The organism is uncultured Hyphomicrobium sp. (assembly GCF_902826555.1).
GTDB lineage: Bacteria > Pseudomonadota > Alphaproteobacteria > Rhizobiales > Hyphomicrobiaceae > Hyphomicrobium_C.
This window is the reverse complement of record NZ_CADEFI010000044.1, coordinates 1-21,327: the sequence shown is the minus strand read 5'-3', so window position 1 is coordinate 21,327 and position 21,327 is coordinate 1. Positions and strand designations below refer to the sequence as shown.

Genomic DNA, 21,327 nt, shown 5'->3' with positions numbered 1-21,327 from the left:
TATCTAGAGGCCCCACCGGGGGCGCACAAAGGACCGAGAATGAAGTTTTTTGTCGACACTGCCGACGTGAGCGAAATCAAGGACCTGGCCGCAACCGGTCTCCTCGACGGCGTCACCACCAACCCCTCGCTGATCGCAAAATCCGGCCGCGACTTCAAGGAGACCATCGCCGAGATCTGCGCCATTGTCTCGGGCCCCGTTTCTGCCGAGGTGGCGGCAACCGACTACGACGGCATGATGCGCGAAGCTCATGTGCTGCGTAAGATCGCTCGCAACGTCACCATCAAGGTGCCGCTCACCCTCGACGGCCTCAAGGCCTGCAAGACGCTGACCTCCGACGGCACCATGGTCAACGTCACGCTCTGCTTCTCCGCCAACCAGGCCTTGCTGGCGGCAAAGGCGGGCGCCACCTTCGTTTCGCCCTTCATCGGCCGCCTGGACGACATCGGCTTGAACGGCATGGACGTGATCCGCGAGATCCGCGCCATCTACGACAACTATCAGGACCTCGAGACGGACATCTTGGCAGCCTCCATCCGCACCGTGAACCACGTCAAGGAGGCGGCCCTCATCGGCGCCGACGTCGCCACCATTCCCCCATCGATCCTGAAGGCCCTCGTCAAGCACCCGCTGACGGATGCCGGCCTCGCGCAGTTCGTCGCCGATTGGAAGAAGACCGGCCAGACGATCTGACACCGAATATCCATCTCGATACCGCCGCGCTTCCCGCGAGCGGCAACCAAAAAAAACAAGGCGAGCGGCCACGTGACAGCGGCCCACTCGCCTTCTTTTTATCCGCACCGGACACGTCGGACCGGGATCGCTTCGGACCTCGAATGTCCGAAGCGTGCATCGTCGGTCCCGCGAAAGGATTAGATCTGCTCTTTGAGATCCTTGGCCGCGCGGAAAGCAACTTTCTTGCTGGCCTTGATCTTGATCGCTTCGCCGGTTGCCGGGTTGCGGCCCATGCGAGCCGGACGCTTGCGAACCTGCAGGATGCCGAGCCCGCCGATGCGGATGCGGTCGCCCTTCTTGAGGTGCTTGGTGATCAGCACGATCAGATCCTCGAGCACGGCGTTGGCCTGCTTCTTCGGAAGATCGTGCGACTCGGACAGCGCGACGCCCAGATGACGGAGCGTAACGGTGCTCTGCGCCTTCGGCGCAGCTTTGGTGACGGTTTTGGTTGCGGCTTTAGCCATGAGAGTTTCCCCAGAAAAAAGAATCAATGACCGCGAAAACATACAATAAGAATGAACTTCCGCGGCTATCGAACGAGAAAGACTGCGTTTTTTTGGTAGATGCTGGAGTTTAGGTCACGCTTGCAAGCGCAACAGGCCCTATTTTGCCTCACTTCTCAAGCGTTGGAGAGCAGAAATAGCGATAAATAGGGCATAAGTTGCGCATCAAGAGCACCACTCCCCACCTCCGCATGAGCACGCAGGCACCGGTTCGCTCGCTGATTCGTTACGCGAATCGATTCGCGATCACGCGGCGCGAACGCCGTTCCCGCGCACGAAACGCAGCTGTGAGGCGCCCCATGAGCCGCAGAATGCTGCCAGCCGATAGAACCTAAAGTGTCGCAGAGCGCGGCACGCCACGGCGCAAATCATTTACAATGCATCAAGCGCGATCGAGGATTGTCAGGCTCATGACCCGCGAGACGATCGACGACCTGCTCGATGCAGACGGAGAGCTGCCGCTCGCCGACGACCTCGGACGTGCAACGGCTGCCTGGTTCGATCATCTCCAGCACGAGCGCGGGCTCTCTCCCGCGACGCTCGGCTCGTATGAACGCGATTTGCGCCAGTTTCTGGGCTTTCTGAAGCGCGATCTCGGCCATCCCCCCTGCCTCGCCGACCTGGCGCATCTCGATGTGAAAGCCGTCCGCCGCTTCCTGTCCGCCCGCCGCCGCGAAGGTGCGGCCAGCCGCTCGCTCGCGCGCACGGTATCGGCACTGCGCACCTTCTATCGCTGGCTCGAGTCGACGGACCGCGTGTCGAACCGCGCGCTGGCCCAGGTTGCCATGCCGCGCATTCCTCACACGCTGCCGAAGCCGCTGACGGTCGACAAGGCCGCGGCCCTCGTCGAAAGCGAAGGATCGGAGGACGACTGGATCCGTGCGCGCGATGTCGCCGTCATGCTGCTGCTCTACGGTGCCGGCCTGCGCATCTCGGAAGCGCTCGGTCTCGCACGCCGCGACGCGCCGGTCTCCGGCCGCGACGTGCTGCGCATCATCGGCAAAGGCGGCAAGGAGCGGCTTGTGCCGATCCTGCCCGTCACTCAGCGCGCGGTGGAACGCTATCTCTCGCTCTGCCCGTATCCACTCGAACCGGCCGCGCCACTTTTCGTGGGCGCCAAAGGCGGACCGCTCTCACCCCGATTGATCCAGCTGGCCATCGCCCGCATGCGGGACGAGTTGGCGCTGCCCGAAACGGCAACGCCGCATGCGCTGCGCCACTCCTTTGCGACGCATCTCCTGGCCGCAGGCGCCGACCTGCGCCAGATCCAGGAGCTGCTCGGACATGCCTCGCTTTCGACGACGCAGGTCTACACCGAGGTCGATCGCGAGCGCATCCTCGCGGTCTACGACACCGCCCACCCCCGCGCTTAGCGTGCGAGACGGCTCACATATGGATGGCGCGCTTGGCGACCGAAAGCGCAGCTTCCTTCACCGCTTCAGACAGCGTCGGATGCGCATGGCAGGTGCGGGCGAGATCCTCGGCCGAGCCACCGAACTCCATGATCACCGCCGCTTCTGCAATCAGCTCGCTCGCGTTGGCACCGATGATATGCACGCCGAGAATGCGGTCGGTCGTGGCATCCGCGAGCACCTTGACGAACCCGTCGGTGGTCTTGTTGACCTTTGCCCGCCCGTTCGCCGTGAATGGAAACTTGCCGACGCTGTATGCGATGCCCTCGGCCTTGAGCTCCTCTTCCGTCTTGCCGACGGAAGCTACCTCCGGCGCCGTGTAGATCACGTTCGGGATCACGTCGTGGTTCACGTGACCCGCCTGACCGGCCAGGATTTCCGCAACCGCAATCCCTTCATCCTCCGCCTTGTGCGCGAGCATCGGCCCCGCGATCACATCGCCGATGGCATAGATGCCCGTGACATTGGTCTGGAACTGCCCGTTGACGACCACGCGCTTCTTCCCGTCGCGTAGCACGCCGACATCGTCGAGTCCGAGCCCATCCGTGTAGGGCACGCGTCCAATGGACACCAGAACGGCATCCGCCTCCACCCGGTCCTGCGTGCCGCCCTTGGCCGGCTCGAGCGCGACCTCGAGCCCGCCCTCGCCGCGCGTGACGCCGACGACTTTCGTCCCAAGCCGGAACGACAGCCCCTGCTTCGAGAACAGGCGCTCGAGCGACTTCGCCACCTCGCCATCCATGCCCGGCAGAATACGATCCAGGAACTCGACCACCATCACAGACGAGCCGAGCCGCCGCCACACCGAGCCGAGCTCGAGTCCGATCACCCCCGCACCGACGACCAACAGCCGCTCCGGCACCTTGGGAAACGACAGCGCACCCGTTGACGAGACGATCTGTTGCTCGTCGATCTCGATGCCGGGCAGCCGGGCGACGTCCGAGCCTGTGGCGATGACGATCGCGCGCGTATCGAGCACCTGCCGATCCCCGCCGGCCGCCGTCACCTCGACCTGGCCGGCCTTGAGAATGCGCCCCGTACCGTGAAACGCAGTGATCTTGTTCTTCTTGAGCAGGAACGCCACGCCATCGACGTTGCCCTTCACGCCCTCGTCCTTGAACGCCAGCATGCGCCCGAGATCGAGTTCGGGCGAAGCCTTGATCCCCATGCGGCCGAAGCCGTGACCGGCTTCGTCGTAGAGTTCGGAGGCATGCAACAGTGCCTTTGAAGGAATGCAGCCCACGTTGAGACACGTACCGCCGAACGTCGCGCGCTTCTCGACGATCGCCGTCTTGAGCCCGAGCTGCGCCGCGCGGATCGCGCACACATAACCGCCCGGCCCGCTGCCGATGACGATGAGGTCGTAAGGTTCAGCCATCTTCGGCAGGTCTCCAGTGAACGTCGACGGACAAGAGCGAGCTAGAGCTCCAGGATGAACCGCTGCGGATCCTCGAGGCACTCCTTCACACGCACCAGGAACGTCACCGCTTCCTTCCCGTCGACCAGGCGATGATCGTAGGAGAGCGCGAGGTACATCATCGGCTTGGCGACGATCTGCCCGTTCTTCACCACCGGCCGCTCCTCGATGCGGTGCATCCCGAGAATACCGGCTTGCGGCGCATTGAGGATCGGCGTCGACAGCATCGAGCCGTAGACGCCGCCGTTGGAGATCGTGAACGTCCCGCCCTGCATCTCGGCGATCGAAAGCTTGCCTTCGCGAGCGCGTTTGCCGAACTCGCCGATCTTGCCCTCGATCTCGGCAATCGACATGCGATCCGCGTCGCGCAGCACCGGCACCACGAGACCGCGGTCCGTGCCCACCGCCACACCGATATGGTAGTAGTTCTTGAAGACGATATCCTCGCCGTCGATCTCGGCATTGACGGCCGGAATCTCGCGCAGCGCCTGGATGCAGGCCTTCACGAAAAAGCCCATGAAGCCGAGCTTCACGCCGTGCCTGCGCTCGAACAGATCCTTGTACTGCGCCCGCATCGCCATCACGGCGCTCATGTCGACGTCGTTGAACGTCGTCAGCATGGCCGCCGTGTTCTGAGCCTCCTTGAGGCGCAGCGCGATGGTCTGGCGCAGGCGCGTCATGCGCACACGCTCCTCGCGGCCGGCTTCGCTCAACGAGGACGGCACGCGAACCTCGGGCGCCGGAGCCTCGCGTCCGCGTGACACCGCCGGAACCTGGACCGGTTGGGGGGCAACGGGAGCCGGCTCCTCTTGCCGAGGTGCGGGACGTGCTGCCGCCTGCGCCACGGCCGCCACCACATCCTCTTTCAGGATCTGGCCACGCCGCCCGGAGCCCGCGACGTCATCGGCCCCAAGCCCCGCTTCCGCAAGATGCTTGCGCGCCGCGGGGCTTGGCGGAGCGCGGAATTCCTGGGGCGCCGACTTTGAAGGCTGCGCGGGAGCCTCGCGCGCCGGAGCCGGCGCGGACTTGGCCTGCGCCTGTCCGCCACTGGCCCCATCGGCAAGCGCGCCAAGCACGGTGCCGATGGCAACCGTCGCCCCTTGATCGACCAGGATCTGCGAGAGCTGGCCTGCCGCGGGAGCCGGAACCTCGACGGTGACCTTGTCCGTCTCGAGTTCGACCAGCGGCTCATCGGCTTTGACGGCGTCACCTGGCTTCTTCAACCATTTGCCAACTGTCGCCTCGGTCACCGACTCGCCGAGTGTCGGCACGCGGATCTCGATCATCATTCTTCCGCCCTTTCCTCGTCATGGTCGTTGCGCCGGACATGAAAGTCCGGCCGTCAATTCTTCAACGCGTCCGCCACCAGCGCCTTCTGCTCGGCGATATGCTTGCTCATCAGGCCCGTCGCCGTAGAGGCAGACGCAGCCCGGCCCGCATAGCGCACGCGCCGCCCCGCCGGATTGAGGCGATCGAGCACCCAATTGATGTTCGGCTCGATGAACGTCCACGAGCCCATGTTCTTGGGCTCCTCTTGGCACCAGACGACCTCCGCGTTGGGGAAGCGCCCAAGCTCGGTGAGCAAAGCACGCGCCGGGAACGGATAGAGCTGCTCCAGCCGCAGAATGTAGGTGTCGAACTGCTCGTCCGCATCACGCGCGTCCGCAAGATCGTAGTAGACCTTGCCGGAGCAGATCACGACGCGCTTGATCTCGGATTCCGCCTTGCGGAACGTATCGTCCCAGAGCACGCGATGGAACGTCGTCCCCGGCCCCATCTCGTCGAGCCGCGACACCACGCGCTTATGGCGAAGCAGCGACTTCGGCGTCATGAGGATCAAGGGCTTGCGGAACTTGCGGTGCAACTGCCGCCTGAGGATATGGAAGTAATTCGCGGGCGTCGTGCAATTGGCGACCTGCCAGTTGTCCTCGGCGCAAAGCTGCAGAAAGCGCTCCAGCCGTGCGGAGGAATGCTCCGGCCCCTGTCCCTCGTAGCCATGCGGAAGCAGGCATACGAGCCCCGACATGCGCAGCCACTTGCGCTCGCCCGAGGAGATGAACTGGTCGAAGACCACCTGCGCGCCGTTCGCGAAGTCGCCGAATTGCGCCTCCCAGCAGACCAGCGCATTCGGCTCCGCCAGCGAGTATCCGTACTCGAAACCGAGCACGGCCTCTTCCGACAGCATGGAGTTGATGACTTCGAAACGGGCCTGGTTGGGCGAGACGTGCCGAAGCGGCGTATAGCGCCGCTCGGTCTCCTGGTCGATCAGCACCGAGTGGCGCTGCGAGAAGGTGCCGCGCTCGCAATCCTGTCCCGAGAGGCGCACCGGGAAGCCCTCGTTGACCAGGGTGCCGAAGGCAAGGTGCTCGGCCATGGCCCAGTCGATCCCCTCGCCCTTGGTGATCATCTCCTGCCGCCGCTCGAGCAGGCGCACGATGGTCTTGTGGGCATGGAAATCCGACGGCACGATCGTCAGCCGCTTGCCGACGTCGCGCAGCGTCTCGAGCGAAACCCCGGTGTTGCCGCGCCGCTCGTCTCCGTCAGCAAGACCGACGCTGCTCCAGCGCCCGTCCAGCCAATCGGCCCGGTTCGGCTTGTAGGCTTCGGCCGCCGCCAGCTCGCCCTCGAGGAAGGTGCGGAACTCGCCCTTCATCGTATCGACGCCCTCGTTCGAGAGCACGCCCTCCTCGACGAGCTGCTTCGAATAGATCTCGACCGCAGTCGGATGCTTGCGAATGCGATCGTACATCAAGGGCTGCGTGAACGCCGGCTCGTCCGCCTCGTTGTGGCCGAAGCGGCGGTAGCAGAACATGTCGATGATGACCGGCTTCTGGAACTTCTGCCGGAACTCGGTGGCGATCTTGGCGACATGCACCACCGCCTCGGGATCGTCGCCGTTCACGTGGAAGATCGGCGCCTCGACGATACGCGCCACATCCGAGCAGTAGGGCGACGAGCGCGAGTGACGCGGATTGGTGGTGAAACCGATCTGGTTGTTGATGATGAAATGGATCGAGCCGCCCGTGCGGTGCCCCTTGAGGCCCGAAAGCCCGAAGCACTCTGCCACCACGCCCTGGCCGGCAAACGCCGCATCGCCGTGCAGCAACAGCGGCAGCACCGGCGTGCGATCCGAATAGTCGACCCTGAGCTGGTCCTGCTTGGCGCGCACCTTGCCGAGCACCACCGGATCCACGATCTCGAGGTGCGAAGGATTGGCCGTCAGCGACAGATGCACGTTGTTGCCGTCGAACTGCCGGTCCGACGACGCGCCCAGGTGGTACTTGACGTCGCCCGAGCCCTCGACGTCATCCGGCTTCCAGGATCCGCCCTTGAACTCGTTGAAGATGGCGCGGAACGGTTTGGCCATGACGTTGGACAGCACATTGAGACGTCCGCGGTGCGCCATGCCGATGACGATTTCGCGCACGCCGAGCTGCCCGCCCCGCTTGATAATCTGCTCCAGCGCCGGAATCATCGCCTCGCCGCCGTCGAGACCGAACCGCTTCGTGCCGGTGTATTTCACGTCGGCGAAACGCTCGAACATCTCCGCTTCGATGAGCTTCCTCAGAATGGCTTTCTTGCCCATTTCCGTGAAGCGGATGTCCTGCTCGTCGCCCTCGATGCGATGCTGGATCCACGACTTCTGCGCCGGCGACGTGATGTGCATGAACTGGTAGCCGATCTTGCGGCAGTAGGTGCGCCTGAGAATGCGCAGCACCTGCCGGATCGTCGCCGTGTCGAGTCCCAGATAGCGGTCCATGAAGATCGGGCGGTCGAGATCGGCGTCCGTGAAGCCGTACGTTTCGGCCTTGAGCTCCTTGTGCACCTTGCGCTCGGCAAGCCCGAGCGGATCGAGATCCGCCGCGAAATGCCCCATCACGCGGTAGGCGCGGATCAGCATGATGGCGCGGACGCTGTCCTGGATGGCGCGGATCGATGCCGCCGGCGTGATGTCGAAGCCGGCGCCATAGGCCTTGGCCTGCAGCTTGTCGCGCAAGCCCCGCTCGACCTCGCCGTAGTCGCCGGTCAGCGCCGAAACAAGCTCCGTCGGCGCACCCTGCAGTTGCGAGAGCGGGAGTGCCCAGGATGGATCACGGGCGCCGAGGTTGCCATCGTGCCCATGCCCGTTGTCGGACGACGGTTGCCCGCGTCCGTCCCGCATGCTCTCGAAGAACAGCCGCCATTCGTCGCTGACAGAGCCAGGATTCTTCTCATACTGGCTCTGCAGCTCTTCGATGTAAGGCGCGTTGACGCCGTTCAGAAAGGAAGTGCGAAGAAACTTCTCGTTGAGCGCCTGTCGCGACATGTGAAACCCCGCATTTGCGTCCGGCGTGTAAGAATGAAGGGACCATCTCTCCCGATTTGGGCAATTCTCCGCGCCGAGAATGACACTCTTATATATGGGCTCGCGCTCAACCCTTTAAAACTTTCGTCAGTGTCGTCCCCAGCGATGCGGGGCTGTCTGCGATGGCAATCCCCGCACGGCGCATCGCGTCCACTTTGTCCTCGGCACGTCCCTGGCCGCCCGAGATGATCGCACCCGCGTGACCCATGCGCCGGCCCGGAGGCGCGGTCATCCCGGCAATGAACCCGGCCATCGGCTTCTTTCGGCCCTTCTTGGCTTCGCTGATCAGAAACGCGGAAGCCTCTTCCTCGGCCGATCCGCCGATCTCGCCGATCATGATGATCGAATGCGTATCGGGATCGGCAAGGAACAGCTCCAGCACGTCGATGAACTCCGTCCCCTTCACCGGATCGCCGCCGATGCCGACCGCCGTCGACTGGCCGAGCCCCGCGTCCGTCGTCTGCTTCACCGCTTCATAGGTGAGCGTGCCCGAGCGCGAGACGATGCCGACCGTGCCCTTCTTGAAGATGTTGCCCGGCATGATGCCGATTTTGCAGGCCTTGGGCGTGAGCACGCCGGGGCAGTTCGGCCCGATAAGGCGCGACTTGGAGCCGGCGAGCGCCCGCTTGACGCGCACCATGTCGAGCACCGGAATGCCCTCCGTTATGCAGACGATGAGCGGCATCTCGGCATCGATGGCTTCGAGAATGGCGTCGGCCGCGAACGGCGGCGGCACGTAGATGGCGGTCGCCGTGGCGCCCGTCTTCGCTTTCGCTTCGATCACGGTGTTGAACAGCGGCAGGTCGGCGAGTTCGGGATCGGCAGCCTTGGTACCGCCCTTGCCCGGCGTCACGCCGCCCGCCACCTTCGTGCCGTAGCTGCGCGCCTGCTTGGTATGGAACGTCCCCTGGCTGCCGGTAAGGCCCTGGCAGATCGTAACCGTGGACGTGTCGACGAGAATGGCCATGGTGTCTTCTCTTGTCTCGGCAATGCGTGCGGATGCCGGAGCATCCGCGGATTGAGAATGTTACGCGGCGACCTTGATCGCCGACGTGATTTTGGCGGCAGCGTCCGCAAGATCATCCGCCGGCACGATCTTGAGCCCGCTCTTGGCTAGGATCTCCTTGCCGAGGTCGACGTTGGTGCCTTCGAGCCTGACGACGAGCGGGACCGTGATGGCCATCTCGCGCGCAGCCGCCACGATGCCTTCCGCGATGATGTCGCAACGCATGATGCCGCCGAAGATGTTGACCAGGATGCCCTTCACCGACGGATCGGAGAGGATGATCTTGAAAGCAGCCTGCACTTTCTCCTTGGACGCACCGCCGCCGACATCGAGGAAGTTCGCAGGCTCCGCGCCGTAGAGCTTGATGATGTCCATCGTCGCCATGGCCAGGCCCGCACCGTTGACCATGCACCCGATCGAGCCATCGAGCTTCACGTAGGAAAGCTCGTATTTCGCCGCCTCGATCTCCATCGGATCTTCCTCCGTCTCGTCGCGAAGCGCGGCGATGTCGGGATGGCGGAAGATCGCGTTTCCGTCGAAACTCACCTTGGCGTCCAGCGCAATGAGCTGGCCTTCCTTGGTGACGACCAGCGGATTGATCTCGAGCAGGCTCACGTCCTTGTCGTTGAGGAACCGGTAGAGACCCGAGATCAGCTTGGCGCAGGCTTTGATCTCGTCGCCCTTGAGCCCGAGCGCGAACGCGATCTTGCGGGAATGGAACGGCTGCAGCCCCGTGGCCGGATCGACGGTCAAGGTCAGGATCTTGTCGGGCGTGTCGTGCGCGACTTTCTCGATGTCCATGCCGCCTTCGGTCGAGGCGATAAAAGCGATCCGAGAGCTTGCACGATCGACGAGCGCCGAGAGATAGAGCTCACGCGCGATGTTGACGGCATCCTGGATGTAGATGCGCCGCACCGTGCGCCCCGATGCTCCGGTCTGCACGGTGACGAGCGTCTTGCCCAGCATCTGCTCGGCGAGCTGACGTGCTTCCGCCGGCGATTTGGCGAAGCGCACGCCGCCCTTGTCGCCGGCCTCCGCCTCCTTGAAGCGCCCTTTGCCGCGACCGCCGGCGTGGATCTGCGCTTTCACCACGATCGTCGGCGTCGAGATTTCGCCTGCAACCTTCTCCGCTTCGTCCGGCGTAAAGGCAGCGAAGCCCTTGCCAGTCTCGACGCCGTACTTGGCGAGAAGTTCTTTCGCCTGATGCTCGTGGATATTCATGGTAGCGCGTATGCCCCTCTCGGATGAGCGATGGTGGGGACGCGGCTCAGATGGGAAGTGTGGCCAAGGGGGTGGCCACACCTTGAGTAACAAGAACCCGTCCGTACCCCGCGTCGGCTGGTGTCGGCTCGGACCCGTCAGGCCCCGAGCTGTGGATTGATCTTGATGCAGGCATCGACCAGGCCCTTCACGGATTCGATCGACTTCATGAGCATCGAGCGCTCGGCGGAGTTGAGATCGATCTCCACCACGCGCTCCGTCCCGCCCTCGCCAATAATGGTCGGCACGCCCACGTAAAGTCCTTTAACACCGTACTCCCCGTTGAGGTACGCGGCGCATGGCAGCACACGCTTTTTGTCCTTGAGGAAGCTTTCGGCCATCGCCACCGCCGACGAGGCGGGCGCGTAGTAGGCCGACCCGGTCTTGAGCAGCGCCACGATCTCGCCGCCGCCCTTTCGCGTGCGATCGACGATCTGGTCCAGGCGCTCCTGCCGGATCCAGCCCATCTTCACCAGGTCGGGCAACGGAATGCCTCCCACCGACGAGTAGCGCACCAACGGCACCATGTCGTCGCCATGACCACCCAGCACGAACGCCGCGACGTCCTCCACGGAAACCCGGAATTCGTCGGCGAGGAAGTGGCGGAAGCGGGCCGTATCCAGAACGCCGGCCATACCGACCACCATGTTGCGCGGCAGGCCCGAAGACTTCTGCAGCGCCCACACCATGGCGTCGAGCGGGTTGGTGATGCAGATGACGAAGGAATTGGGCGCATACTTGCGGATACCGGCGCCGACCTGCTCCATGACCTTGAGGTTGATGCCGATCAGGTCATCGCGGCTCATGCCCGGCTTGCGCGGCACGCCTGCCGTCACGATGCAGACGCTGGCCCCTTCGATGTCGGCATAGGCGTTGGTGCCCTTGAGATTGCAGTCGAAACCTTCCACGGCGCCGGACTGGGCGATGTCGAGCGCCTTGCCCTGCGGCAAGCCCTCCGCAATGTCAAAAATAACGACGTCGCCAAGCTCCTTGAGGCCGATGAGATGAGCGAGCGTTCCACCGATCATACCGCCGCCGATCAACGCGATCTTCGTGCGCGCCATAAGGTCATTCTCCCTGGAGGCTGTGGCCCTGAAACCGGGCCAATTTGCTTATCTAAGGTGCGTTGCTGAGGTGAGTGATGATCCCGATGGCTCCGTGGCCGGCTCACCTCCGGCGTGAGGAAACACGGACTTGGTAGGACGAAACGGGTAGGGGCTCAAGCCCGACCGAGAAATCGGCCCAACCCTGCGACTAAAGCAGGCGGCATATTGCCCCGTATTGAAGCAGCGGCCTTGGAGCCGGAATTGATTGCGCTTTCAGCCCCGCCCACCGGAGCCCAGGCTGCGCGCCAGATAGGCCTCGCTGCGCATCTCCATGAGCCGTGAGGCGGTCCGTTCGAAGAGCTGAGCGCCGTCTCCGTCGGGGTAGAGCTGGTCGGGTTCGGCCTCGGCGGACACGATGAGGCAGTTGCGGTTGTCGTAGAGCGTGTCGACGAGATGGATCAGACGCCGGGCCGCGTTGCGCCGCTCCGGAGTGAGCACCGGAATCCCCTCGAGCACGATGGTATGGAACGCGTGGGCGATATGGAGGTAGTCCAGCGCCCCAAGCGGTTGTTCGCAAAGGTCCCCGAACGAAAAGCGGGCAACCCCCATGGATGCAAGCGGCACCGCCACGCGACGCCCCTTGATCTCGAGCGCGGCCGGCGCCCCGGGATGATGGCCGGTCAGCCGCTCCCAATGCTCATCGAGCCCCGCCTTGGCCCGCCCGTCGCAGGGGCTGAAATAGAGCTGCCGGCCCGCGAGCTTGTCCAGGCGAAAATCCTTCGCCGCCTTGAGCTCCACCACGTCCATGTGGTCTTCGAGAAGTCCGATGAACGGCAGGAAGAGCTGCCGGTTGAGCCCGTTCCAGTAAAGGCGGTCCGGCGCCGCGTTGGATGTCGCAACCATGACGACGCTGCGTTCGAACAGCGCCTTGAACAGCCGCGACAGGATCATCGCGTCGGCGATATCCGTCACCATCAGCTCGTCGAAGCACAACAGCCCCGCTTCGGCCGCGATTTCAGCTGCAACGAACGGGATCGGATCGCCATCGGTCGTAGCGCGCCCGCGCTGAATGCGATCGTGGACGTCGCTCATGAACTCATGAAAGTGAAGCCTGCGCCGGGGCTCGAACGAAACCACCTCGTGAAAGAAGTCCATCAGCATGGTCTTGCCCCGCCCCACAGCGCCGTGGAGATAGACGCCGCGCGGAGCCGGCGTGCGAGGCCGGAACAGCGACGCCAGCAGCCCGCGCCCGGGCGCCCGCCAGCCGGCAAGCTCGCGCGCCAGCCGGTCGAGGTTCCCTGCTGCGTCACGTTGCGCCCAGTCCGCCTCGATTTCTCCGAGCGCGACCCGCCGCTCGTAGTGGTCCAGAACCGATCCCGCCATGCCGTCCCCGAAGCACCCTGATGCCAAAATGACAGAAAGAGGAGCAACTTGCGACTGCACCGGCGGTCAGTATCCGGATCATTTTCGACCGCCGCCTGCGTCCCGCACAACGCTGCCCCGCGTTTTTTGCGCTGCAGCGTAGCTGAAATGCCTACGTCATCGAATAAGCGACAAAAGACCCTGAGGTCCGTCACTTATTTGGCGCATTGTGCGGCGCACAAGGCTCCCTATATCGTTAACGCTGCTGGGGGGGTCTCCCCACAGCGCCGGATCGCGAAGGAGGAGGGCTGCGCCTGGAGGGAGGCAGGGCTCGCCGTCCTCACGGTTCAAATGGAGGACTTAGAATGAGTGAGTATGCGCGTGCGGGCGGCATATTCCGCAAGTTGTGGCCGCAGGAGCAGATGTTGTTCCGCGACCACCTGCTGCGTCTCGACAAGGCCAGCCGCGCCATGCGCTTTGCGCACGGCGTGTCGGACTCCTTTATCGAGGATTATGCGAGCCACATGACCGATGCCGGCTCGACCGTCTTTGCCTACATCGAGGACGGCGAAGTGCGCGCGGCCGCCGAGCTGAAGAAGCTTGGCGACCTCTGGGGCCGGGAGGCCGAGGCGGCATTCTCGGTGGAAGCGGCCTACCAGGACCACGGGCTCGGCACGGAGCTGATGGGACGCGTCATCCGGGCGGCACGCAATCGCGGCGTGAACCTACTTTATATGAGCTGCCTTGCATCCAACGCGAAAATGCAGGCCATCGCTCGCAAACACGAGGCCGACCTGCGCTTCGAGCTGGGCGAGGTGATCGGCGAGATCGTTCCGCAGGAACCGAACTACTTCTCGCTGCTGGCCGAGGCCGTCGAGGACCGCGTCGGGTTCATGATGGCGGTCCTGGACCTTCAGCGCCGGGTGGTGAAAGCCGCTTGATCTGATCCGCACCTGATCCGCGAGCAAAGTCGTTTCCGCGAATCCCGCGACTCATTTTGCGGTGCGATGGCGCGCATTTCCAATCGCGTTTCCATCTCCGCATGCTCAGACGGAGTCGAGAATGATCGCCATAGAGTCTTGAATACGGACGAAATTGTTGACTTCACGCAACACTTTTTGCCGAATGCCAATAAATCGGCGAGCTGAATCCATTTTGCATGTCAACAAAATCATCGAACTTGCTCATGATTTTTTTGTTCCGAAATGATTCGGACTTAGAGGGAGAGATACTATGGCTAAGACTGCTGTGAAGAAGGCTCCGGCTCGCAAGGCAAAGAAGCCGGCTGCTCGTAAGGCTGCGAAGCCCGCCGCTCGCAAGACGGCTGCTCGCAAGCCGGCCGCTCGCAAGCCGGCTGCCAAGAAGCGCCGCGCCGCCTAATTACGCGGCCTGCCTTTCCCGCTCCTGTCTGGGCAACAGGGCGGGCATTGGCGGGGTTTCTTGGAAGGAATTCCAACTTGAAGACCGATGGCAGCGAGACGCGCCATCGGTCTTGTTGTTTCTGGAACTCGAAATGCGGGCCCCGGTGAAAAACCGTCATTCCTCTTCGGGCAGATGGCTCACCGCTTCGACGTTATGGCCGTCGGGATCAATGACAAAGGCCCCGTAATAATTGGCGTGATAATGGGGGCGAAGCCCCGGCGACCCGTTATCCTTCGCTCCGGCCGCAATCGCCGCTTCGTAAAACGCACGCACCTGCGCCCGGTCCACCGCTGCAAAGGCTACATGCAGCCGTCCCGTGAACGGCTTGCCCGTCCCGATCCAGAACTGCGGACGCTCAGCGCCGAAACCCGCGTAGCCCGCCGGGCCGTCGTCGTCCGACAGATCCCTTTCCATCAAAAGCCGGATGCCGAGCGTCGCCAGCACGGCGGTGTAAAACGCCTTGGATCGCTCGTAGTCGGAAACCGGAAGACCGATGTGATCCAGCACGCAGAGCACTCCTTTTCTTGGACCTACGGCAAGGCGCGGCTCGTCGCGCTTCGCGCCCGCCGGCCAATCTAGCCTGATACGCGCCGCTCCGGCAGCTCGAGCTAGACTCGCCGCTGCACCATGAGCTTTTTGAGCTCGGCAATCGCCTTGGCCGGGCTCAGGCCCTTGGGGCAGGCCTTGGCGCAGTTCATGATGGTATGGCAACGGTAGAGCCGGAAAGGATCCTCGAGATTGTCGAGCCGGTCGCCGGTCGCCTCGTCACGGCTGTCGATGACCCAGCGGTAGGCCTGCAGCAGCGCCGCCGGCCCCAGATAGCGGTCCGAGTTCCACCAATAGCTCGGGCAGGAGGTCGAGCAGCAGGCGCACAGGATGCACTCGTAGAGGCCGTCCAGCTTGGCCCGGTCCTCGCGCGATTGCTTCCACTCCTTGGGCGGAGCTGCGGTCTCCGTCTGCAGCCACGGCTCGATCGAGCGATGCTGCGCGTAGAAGTTCGTGAGGTCCGGCACCAGGTCCTTGACGACCTTCATGTGCGGCAGCGGGTAGACCTTGACCGGCCCCTTGACCTCGTCGAGCCCCTTGAGGCACGCGAGATCGTTGGTACCGTCGATGTTCATGGCACACGACCCGCAGATGCCCTCCCGGCAGGAGCGGCGGAAGGTCAGGGTGGGGTCGATCTCGTTTTTGATCTTGATCAGAGCGTCGAGCACCATCGGCCCGCACTGCTCCTCGTTCACCCAATAGGTGTCGATGCGGGGATTCTCTGCGTCATCCGGATTCCAGCGGTAGATCCGAAACTCTCGCCATTTGCCCGAGATATCGGGAGCATTCCACGTCTTGCCCGGCTTGATCTTCGAATTCTTGGGAAGCGTGAGCTGCACCATGGAGCGCCGAGCCTCGCGGGTCAGAGAGAAGAACAATGCCTGGAGAGCGATCGCCATCGGGACGGGTCGCGCTTCAGACCTCATGTCATGAAACCGCGCGCGGGGGCTGTCAACGGCAAGCCATTCCGGCTGCCATGCGGTGTTTGCCCGCGTGGCAGCGAAGTACGCGACCAAAGTCGATGGATCTCAGTGCCGGAACGGAAGCGGGACCGGCGAGGCCAAAGCCTCGGCGCCGGCCAGTAGCGACGGATCGAACAGCGTCGCCTGACGCAGCCCTGTCCACTTGCGCTCCGACGACGCGAGACTGCCGCATGGGCCGGCCGCGCGCCAGATCTGGGCGAAGGAGCGGGCCGCATGTCCGGCCGTCACCGGGCTGTCGGAATAAAGCTCGTAAGCGTCGCGCTTCAAGGGGTCGCGCCGCATGCAGTCTCCGATCCATGCCGTTGCACGGTCGAGAACCAGCTGCTCGTGGGCGTCGAGAAGACGCAGATCGGTGACGAAGCGACAGTCTGCACCGTCGAGTTTGACCGTCCCCGAGCGGCGCAGGAGCAAGGCTTCGACTTGGATCCCGGCTGCCGAAAGGTCCGGCATCAGGTCTCGCACGGCGCAGGCCACGGGGCTCTCGGCAGAGAGCGCGAGAAGGCGATAGGCGGTGATGCCAGCCCCCACGCCGGATGCCCGGTGGGCGTCCATGTGATTCGCGATGAATGCCTTGATCCGCGCTTCCTTCTCCTCCCTAGCCATCACATTCGGTCGAGCGTTTGGAGAGAAGCGCATTCGGGTCTTTCCTTGGTAGGGAGCAGGCAAGCCCGGTCCCGTCGTGAAGTTGCGGAGGCTATTTAGGCGCCAAGACGGTTAAGCAAGTGTTGCTCGGCGAAGCGTCGAACTAAGCCCCTCCACGCACGGGACGCAGCCGCCCGGCCATGATTGCCGCGTCGGCATCTGCGAGATCAGTTGAGCTTTCATCAATAACATCTTCAAACCGCGTGACATCGTCGGCACCCTCGAAAACAGCGGCCGGAGAAGGACGCTGGCCCTCGGACGTGGCGAGCGAAAGGCGGCCCGAAGAATTTTTGTTAGTCTCCTCGACCATTGCAGTCGAAGCTTGCCCGGAGAGTGCCTGACCGAGGCGCCCGATCAGCCCGTCGCGATCCTGCGCGGCTTCGAGCGGCAACGACACGGTCGCGGTCTCCCGCTTGAGCACCACATCGACACGCGGCTCGCCGGGGACGGCCGCCTCGACCGGGCCGGCAGGCGCGGTATTCGAGTTTGCAGGCGCAACCGGATCCTCGGTGTCGTCGTCTGAAAACTCGGCACTCAGCTCGGCCTCCGCGCTTCGCGCATAGGGACCGAAAACGTCCGACGCCAGCGATCCCGTCTTCACGTGCCGATAGCGGTGCGAGGTCCACGTCGCTTGCGGCCCCGTGTCCATCCCGGTCGTCCAGGGGCGACCCGGCGCGGATGGGGCTTCGTTCGGAGCGTCCGCATCGTCCGCTACCGTACCGGTCCTCGGGTGACGGCGGGAAAGGGGTGCCATCGAACCGAGAGACGGTTCGACCGGGTTGAGGAGGTCGCGCGCAATCCGCTCCCGGTGAGCCGCCGCCTCGGCGCGACGGGCCGCGCCCATCACCGCTCCGAGGATCATCTCCGACCATGCGCCATCGCGAAACTTGTAGACCCGGAACGCCTCCGCGTTCGCGAACTTCGACCCCTGCTTGGCCAGCTTCTTACGCACGGCACCCGCAAAGGGAGTCCAGGTACGGCTGAAAATTCGGTCCTTTTCGAAGCTCGTGAACAGGTTGGCAAGCAGCTGGGCTTCCGTGCGCAACTCTTCGCGCCGCTCCGGCGACGCGGAGTGCGGCGCATCGAGCGGCACCGCCACATAGTAGTGCCCATGGATATCGAACACCACGTGCCGGAACAGTTCGAAGCTCTCGCGGATCTCGGGATCCCGGTGAATGTCGTTGAACCGGGACAGGATTTCGATCATGGGCCCACGCTCGGCCTCGCGCATTTTCGGCAGCAAGCCGTTGAGCCCGTGCACGGGCCGCCCGATCGAAACCAGAAAGAGGCAGATGTCGACGAAGATGGCGACCGCCAGGGGGACATAGTCGCGCTTGGAAAGGCCGCCGCCCTCGGTGCCGAGCTTTGCGGCATGTCCCCCTTCCACCGACTGGATCGCCTTCTTCTGGAGGTCCCGCAGCTCCTCCGCCGACGGCGGCAGCTCGAAGGCGAGCAGGCCGTAGAAGGTCGCCGTCAAACGACGGAACGCTTCGATGGTCGCCTCCGACCCCTCGACGGCCGCAATCGCCGGTGTCTCGAGCACGGGCAGCTCCCCGATGGCACGCACGGCGCCACGCAGCGCCTGCGTGAGCTCGGCATCCGGACAGACGAAGCCGCCACTCTTGGGATCCCCGAACGTCGTCCGCTCGGCGCGATCCGAGAGATCCTGGCGCAACTGCTTGAGCTGCGGATCGGTTCTAAGGGCGTTGAACCCGGATACCGTCATGTCGAGCTTGCGTCCGAGCGCCTTCATGAAGTCGTTCCGCGTCCCGGACTTGGGATCGATGATCGAGGGGTCCTTCCCCGCGATCTTGGCGAGGTCGCCGTCCAGCGCCGCCATATCCGTCTTCACGGCCGCCACACGGCCCGCGACGAACTCGGATGCGAACGAGAAGCGGGAGGCATCCTCGTCGCGCATCCGGCGCCGCGGGCCGTCGCCCGGCTTGCTGTTGGGACATGACGTGCCCTTGGTGCGCTCCGTCTCGGCTTTCGCGCGCGACACCGTGGCGAGCTGCACCAGAGTTGCGTTGAGTTGTTCGAGGCGCGTCGAGGCCGCATTGAGCGAGGACTGCACACCGGTGACCGCGAGCTCCGCCGAGCGCGAGCTTTCCGCACGGCTTTCCAGCACCTTCCAATAAAAGCCGAAGCCGAAGCCGACCGAGATGAGGCTGAGAAAGACGTAGCCCGCGAAATAGGCGAGGCGCGTCATGGCGCCGATGGGAGAGAACATCTGGTCCAGGAGCCAGATGATCATGGTCATCAGCATGGCGACCGAGAAGCCGACGATCACTTTGTGGGTGAGCGGCAGATCCCCCATGTTGGCCTCGATCAGCTCCAGCATGCCGACGTAGGTCGCCACCCACGAGAGCGTGCCGAGACCGATGATCAGAATGAGTTTTTTGAGATCGCGGGGCTGCGAAAAATCAGGCTCGCCCACCGCATCTGGAACCAAACCAAGTTTGAAAGTGCGCGCGAATAGACTGCGCGAACGCCCCGAATCCGGCGCGTACAGCATGGGTGCCGACCTGTCCTACCTGAGGCGTGTCGGCGACTCTCAACGGTCGCTCAGCAAGCCCAATACGCGAAAGTGCCGATCAGCCCCCGGCATCTCGTGATCCGCGTTAGGACTAAATTCGGTTTTTGTCGCGAGTGGGGCCGAATGGCGGCAAACGACCTTTTCGGCGACACGCCGAATGCCGGTGACGCGATTTCCGAGCACCAGGATTAGCCGACGCTGCGCTCGCCGAACACGTATCCGGAGCCGCGCACGGTGCGGATCGGATCACGCTCCTTGCCGCGGATCAGTGCCTTGCGCAGCCGCCCGACGTGCACGTCCACTGTACGCTCGTCGACATAGGCGTCACGGCCCCACACGCCATCGAGGAGCTGTGCACGCGACAACACGCGACCCGGGCTTTCCATCAGGAACTCGAGGAGGCGGAACTCCGTGGGCCCGAGATGCACTTCGCGCAGCCCCCGCGTCACCTTGTGCGCAGGCCGGTCGAGTTCGATATCGGCAAAGCGCAGCACGTCAGCCATGCGATCCGGCGACGCGCGCCTGAGGATCGCCTTCACGCGCGCCATCAGCTCGGGAAGCGAGAACGGCTTCACCACATAGTCGTCGGCACCGGTCGAGAGACCGCGGATTCGGTCGCCCTCTTCTCCACGAGCGGTCAGCATGACGATGGGAATGGACTTGGTTTCCATCCGCGCCCGCATGCGCCGGCAGATCTCGATACCGGAGACGCCCGGCAGCATCCAATCGAGCACCAGCAGGTCCGGCTTCTCCTCCGCAACGAGAATTTCCGCCTCCTCGCCGTTCTCGGCGTGAGAGACGCGGAAACCCTCGGCCTCGAGATTGTAGCGCAGCATTTCTGCGAGAGGTGCCTCGTCCTCGATGAGAAGAATCTTTGCCGTCATCGTTCGTCGCTCATGTCAATGGATCGCGCCTCAGCCCTTCGAGAACAGCGTGGAGCTGGTTTCGTCGCTCTTCGGCCGATCGTCCGAGATGTTTACGCCTTTGACCAGGAAGTGGATCGTCTCCGCGATGTTCGTCGTGTGGTCGCCGACGCGCTCGATGTTCTTGGCACCGAACAGGAGATGAGTCGAAAGGCCGATGTTACGCGGATCTTCCATCATGTAGGTAAGAAGCTCGCGAAACAGTGAATTGTACATCGAATCGATGTTTTCGTCCCCGCGCCACACGGAGAGCGCCCGATCCGCGTTGCGCGCCGCGTAGGCATCGAGCACGTCCTTGAGCTGCGAAAGGGCAAGCTCGCACATGTGCCTGAGACCGGTCATCAGCGGCTTCGGATGCGATTCATGCGCGATCGCCAGCGCGCGCTTGGCGATGTTCTTCGCGAGATCACCGATACGCTCGAGATCGCCCGTGATACGCAGCGCCGCCATCACGTGCCTCAGGTCGTCGGCGAGCGGCTGACGGCGGGCGATCATGGAGATCACCTGCTCCTCGATGTCCCGCTCGAGCTGGTCGATCTGCTTGTCGTCTTTCACCACCTGCTCGGCGAGCCGTGGATCGCGGCGCTCGAGCGCATCGAACGATTGACCGAGAATGTGCTCGGCAAGACCGCCCATCTGCGCGATCTTCCTATCGAGGAGCGCCAGCTCTTCCTCATAGGATTTGACAATGTGCTCGTTCATAATCTCTGGTTCTCCTTTGGGCCGTTCGGCCACGGCAGTATCGGTCGGCGCGGATTGAAGCGCGGGCTTGGGCGCCGGGCGAGCAGCCCGCCACGGCATGAAGCCGGCCAACAGTGGTTTCCGGTCTGTCGTCATCGGACGTTCTTCCTGGCCCCGAGCATCTAGCCGAAGCGGCCTGTGATGTAGTCCTGCGTGCGCTGGTCCTTGGGATTGGTGAAGATGTCGTTGGTCGCACCTTCCTCGACGAGAACACCGAGATGGAAGAACGCGGTACGCTGCGAAACGCGCGCGGCCTGCTGCATCGAGTGAGTGACGATGATGATGCAGAAATTCTTCTTCAGTTCGTCGATCAGCTCCTCGACCTTCGCGGTCGCGATCGGATCGAGAGCCGAGCAAGGCTCGTCCATCAGAATGACCTCAGGGCTGACGGCCACCGCGCGCGCGATGCAAAGGCGCTGCTGCTGACCGCCGGAAAGGCCGGTGCCGG

At 63.7% G+C, this 21,327-nt stretch carries 19 protein-coding genes; 4 read left to right on the top strand and 15 right to left on the bottom strand.

The window, feature by feature from the left end:
- Nucleotides 1–39 precede the first annotated feature (39 nt).
- Nucleotides 40–693: a fructose-6-phosphate aldolase gene (gene fsa / locus QZV93_RS15095; protein ID WP_295559453.1), complete on the top strand. Its 654-nt coding sequence runs from the start codon at nt 40–42 to the stop codon at nt 691–693.
- Nucleotides 694–872: 179 nt separating this feature from the next.
- Here fsa and QZV93_RS15090 read toward each other — a convergent pair whose 3' ends face one another.
- Nucleotides 873–1,199 (bottom strand): HU family DNA-binding protein, encoded by a 327-nt coding sequence (locus tag QZV93_RS15090; protein WP_295559452.1) that lies wholly within the window; start codon nt 1,197–1,199, stop codon nt 873–875.
- A gap of 449 nt (nt 1,200–1,648) precedes the next feature.
- Here QZV93_RS15090 and QZV93_RS15085 point away from each other — a divergent pair, with 449 nt between their 5' ends.
- Nucleotides 1,649–2,611 carry a tyrosine recombinase XerC gene (locus QZV93_RS15085; protein WP_295559451.1) on the top strand — a complete coding sequence of 321 codons (963 nt, stop codon included), beginning with the start codon at nt 1,649–1,651 and terminating at the stop codon, nt 2,609–2,611.
- A 13-nt stretch (nt 2,612–2,624) separates the two neighbouring features.
- Here the strand turns inward: QZV93_RS15085 and lpdA are convergent, their stop codons facing one another.
- The 7 genes from lpdA to zapE all read right to left on the bottom strand — a co-directional run bounded on the left by lpdA (nt 2,625) and on the right by zapE (nt 13,107).
- Nucleotides 2,625–4,028, bottom strand: a complete 1,404-nt coding sequence (lpdA, locus tag QZV93_RS15080; RefSeq protein ID WP_295559450.1) for a dihydrolipoyl dehydrogenase — start codon at nt 4,026–4,028, stop codon at nt 2,625–2,627.
- 41 nt (nt 4,029–4,069) lie between these two features.
- A complete protein-coding gene (gene odhB, locus QZV93_RS15075; RefSeq protein WP_295559449.1) occupies nt 4,070–5,356 on the bottom strand; it encodes a 2-oxoglutarate dehydrogenase complex dihydrolipoyllysine-residue succinyltransferase in 1,287 nt (428 codons plus the stop codon).
- A gap of 53 nt (nt 5,357–5,409) precedes the next feature.
- A complete protein-coding gene (locus tag QZV93_RS15070; protein WP_295559448.1) occupies nt 5,410–8,373 on the bottom strand; it encodes a 2-oxoglutarate dehydrogenase E1 component in 2,964 nt (987 codons plus the stop codon).
- A 106-nt stretch (nt 8,374–8,479) separates the two neighbouring features.
- On the bottom strand, nt 8,480–9,379 hold the full coding sequence (sucD, locus tag QZV93_RS15065) for a succinate--CoA ligase subunit alpha (RefSeq protein WP_295559447.1): 900 nt from the start codon (nt 9,377–9,379) through the stop codon (nt 8,480–8,482).
- Between the two features lie 60 nt (nt 9,380–9,439).
- Nucleotides 9,440–10,639, bottom strand: coding sequence for an ADP-forming succinate--CoA ligase subunit beta (sucC, locus tag QZV93_RS15060; RefSeq protein WP_295559446.1), 1,200 nt, complete (start codon nt 10,637–10,639; stop codon nt 9,440–9,442).
- A gap of 137 nt (nt 10,640–10,776) precedes the next feature.
- Complete coding sequence (gene mdh, locus QZV93_RS15055) at nt 10,777–11,742, bottom strand: malate dehydrogenase (protein WP_295559445.1); 966 nt, start codon at nt 11,740–11,742, stop codon at nt 10,777–10,779.
- 255 nt (nt 11,743–11,997) lie between these two features.
- Nucleotides 11,998–13,107 (bottom strand): cell division protein ZapE, encoded by a 1,110-nt coding sequence (gene zapE / locus QZV93_RS15050; RefSeq protein WP_295559444.1) that lies wholly within the window; start codon nt 13,105–13,107, stop codon nt 11,998–12,000.
- Between the two features lie 344 nt (nt 13,108–13,451).
- Here zapE and QZV93_RS15045 point away from each other — a divergent pair, with 344 nt between their 5' ends.
- Both QZV93_RS15045 and QZV93_RS15040 read left to right on the top strand, forming a co-directional pair.
- Complete coding sequence (locus QZV93_RS15045) at nt 13,452–14,027, top strand: GNAT family N-acetyltransferase (RefSeq protein WP_295559443.1); 576 nt, start codon at nt 13,452–13,454, stop codon at nt 14,025–14,027.
- 292 nt (nt 14,028–14,319) lie between these two features.
- Nucleotides 14,320–14,466: a hypothetical protein gene (locus tag QZV93_RS15040; protein WP_295559442.1), complete on the top strand. Its 147-nt coding sequence runs from the start codon at nt 14,320–14,322 to the stop codon at nt 14,464–14,466.
- 156 nt (nt 14,467–14,622) lie between these two features.
- Here QZV93_RS15040 and QZV93_RS15035 read toward each other — a convergent pair whose 3' ends face one another.
- The 7 genes from QZV93_RS15035 to QZV93_RS15005 all read right to left on the bottom strand — a co-directional run.
- Nucleotides 14,623–15,015 (bottom strand): VOC family protein, encoded by a 393-nt coding sequence (locus tag QZV93_RS15035; protein WP_295559441.1) that lies wholly within the window; start codon nt 15,013–15,015, stop codon nt 14,623–14,625.
- Nucleotides 15,016–15,116: 101 nt separating this feature from the next.
- Entirely contained in the window at nt 15,117–15,896 is a 780-nt protein-coding gene (locus QZV93_RS15030; RefSeq protein ID WP_295559462.1) for a succinate dehydrogenase iron-sulfur subunit, read from the bottom strand.
- A gap of 186 nt (nt 15,897–16,082) precedes the next feature.
- A complete protein-coding gene (locus tag QZV93_RS15025) occupies nt 16,083–16,640 on the bottom strand; it encodes a hypothetical protein (protein WP_295559440.1) in 558 nt (185 codons plus the stop codon).
- A gap of 142 nt (nt 16,641–16,782) precedes the next feature.
- A complete protein-coding gene (locus QZV93_RS15020) occupies nt 16,783–19,116 on the bottom strand; it encodes a hypothetical protein (protein WP_295559439.1) in 2,334 nt (777 codons plus the stop codon).
- Between the two features lie 287 nt (nt 19,117–19,403).
- A complete protein-coding gene (gene phoB, locus QZV93_RS15015; RefSeq protein WP_295559438.1) occupies nt 19,404–20,099 on the bottom strand; it encodes a phosphate regulon transcriptional regulator PhoB in 696 nt (231 codons plus the stop codon).
- A 30-nt stretch (nt 20,100–20,129) separates the two neighbouring features.
- A complete protein-coding gene (gene phoU / locus QZV93_RS15010; RefSeq protein WP_295559437.1) occupies nt 20,130–20,840 on the bottom strand; it encodes a phosphate signaling complex protein PhoU in 711 nt (236 codons plus the stop codon).
- 161 nt (nt 20,841–21,001) lie between these two features.
- Nucleotides 21,002–21,327: ATP-binding cassette domain-containing protein (locus QZV93_RS15005; protein WP_295559436.1), on the bottom strand; the 326-nt coding region annotated here is incomplete at its 5' end.

Bases quoted from the DNA above. Each gene is read 5' to 3' on its own strand.
- QZV93_RS15070 (WP_295559448.1), bottom strand. From the start codon at position 8,373: ATGTCGCGACAGGCGCTCAACGAGAAGTTTCTTCGCACTTCCTTTCTG.
- QZV93_RS15025 (WP_295559440.1), bottom strand. From the start codon at position 16,640: ATGGCTAGGGAGGAGAAGGAAGCGCGGATCAAGGCATTCATCGCGAAT.
- sucC (WP_295559446.1), bottom strand. From the start codon at position 10,639: ATGAATATCCACGAGCATCAGGCGAAAGAACTTCTCGCCAAGTACGGC.
- QZV93_RS15030 (WP_295559462.1), bottom strand. From the start codon at position 15,896: ATGGTGCAGCTCACGCTTCCCAAGAATTCGAAGATCAAGCCGGGCAAG.
- QZV93_RS15045 (WP_295559443.1), top strand. From the start codon at position 13,452: ATGAGTGAGTATGCGCGTGCGGGCGGCATATTCCGCAAGTTGTGGCCG.
- mdh (WP_295559445.1), bottom strand. From the start codon at position 11,742: ATGGCGCGCACGAAGATCGCGTTGATCGGCGGCGGTATGATCGGTGGA.
- QZV93_RS15085 (WP_295559451.1), top strand. From the start codon at position 1,649: ATGACCCGCGAGACGATCGACGACCTGCTCGATGCAGACGGAGAGCTG.
- phoB (WP_295559438.1), bottom strand. From the start codon at position 20,099: ATGACGGCAAAGATTCTTCTCATCGAGGACGAGGCACCTCTCGCAGAA.
- lpdA (WP_295559450.1), bottom strand. From the start codon at position 4,028: ATGGCTGAACCTTACGACCTCATCGTCATCGGCAGCGGGCCGGGCGGT.
- QZV93_RS15090 (WP_295559452.1), bottom strand. From the start codon at position 1,199: ATGGCTAAAGCCGCAACCAAAACCGTCACCAAAGCTGCGCCGAAGGCG.
- zapE (WP_295559444.1), bottom strand. From the start codon at position 13,107: ATGGCGGGATCGGTTCTGGACCACTACGAGCGGCGGGTCGCGCTCGGA.
- odhB (WP_295559449.1), bottom strand. From the start codon at position 5,356: ATGATGATCGAGATCCGCGTGCCGACACTCGGCGAGTCGGTGACCGAG.
- fsa (WP_295559453.1), top strand. From the start codon at position 40: ATGAAGTTTTTTGTCGACACTGCCGACGTGAGCGAAATCAAGGACCTG.
- phoU (WP_295559437.1), bottom strand. From the start codon at position 20,840: ATGAACGAGCACATTGTCAAATCCTATGAGGAAGAGCTGGCGCTCCTC.
- sucD (WP_295559447.1), bottom strand. From the start codon at position 9,379: ATGGCCATTCTCGTCGACACGTCCACGGTTACGATCTGCCAGGGCCTT.
- QZV93_RS15040 (WP_295559442.1), top strand. From the start codon at position 14,320: ATGGCTAAGACTGCTGTGAAGAAGGCTCCGGCTCGCAAGGCAAAGAAG.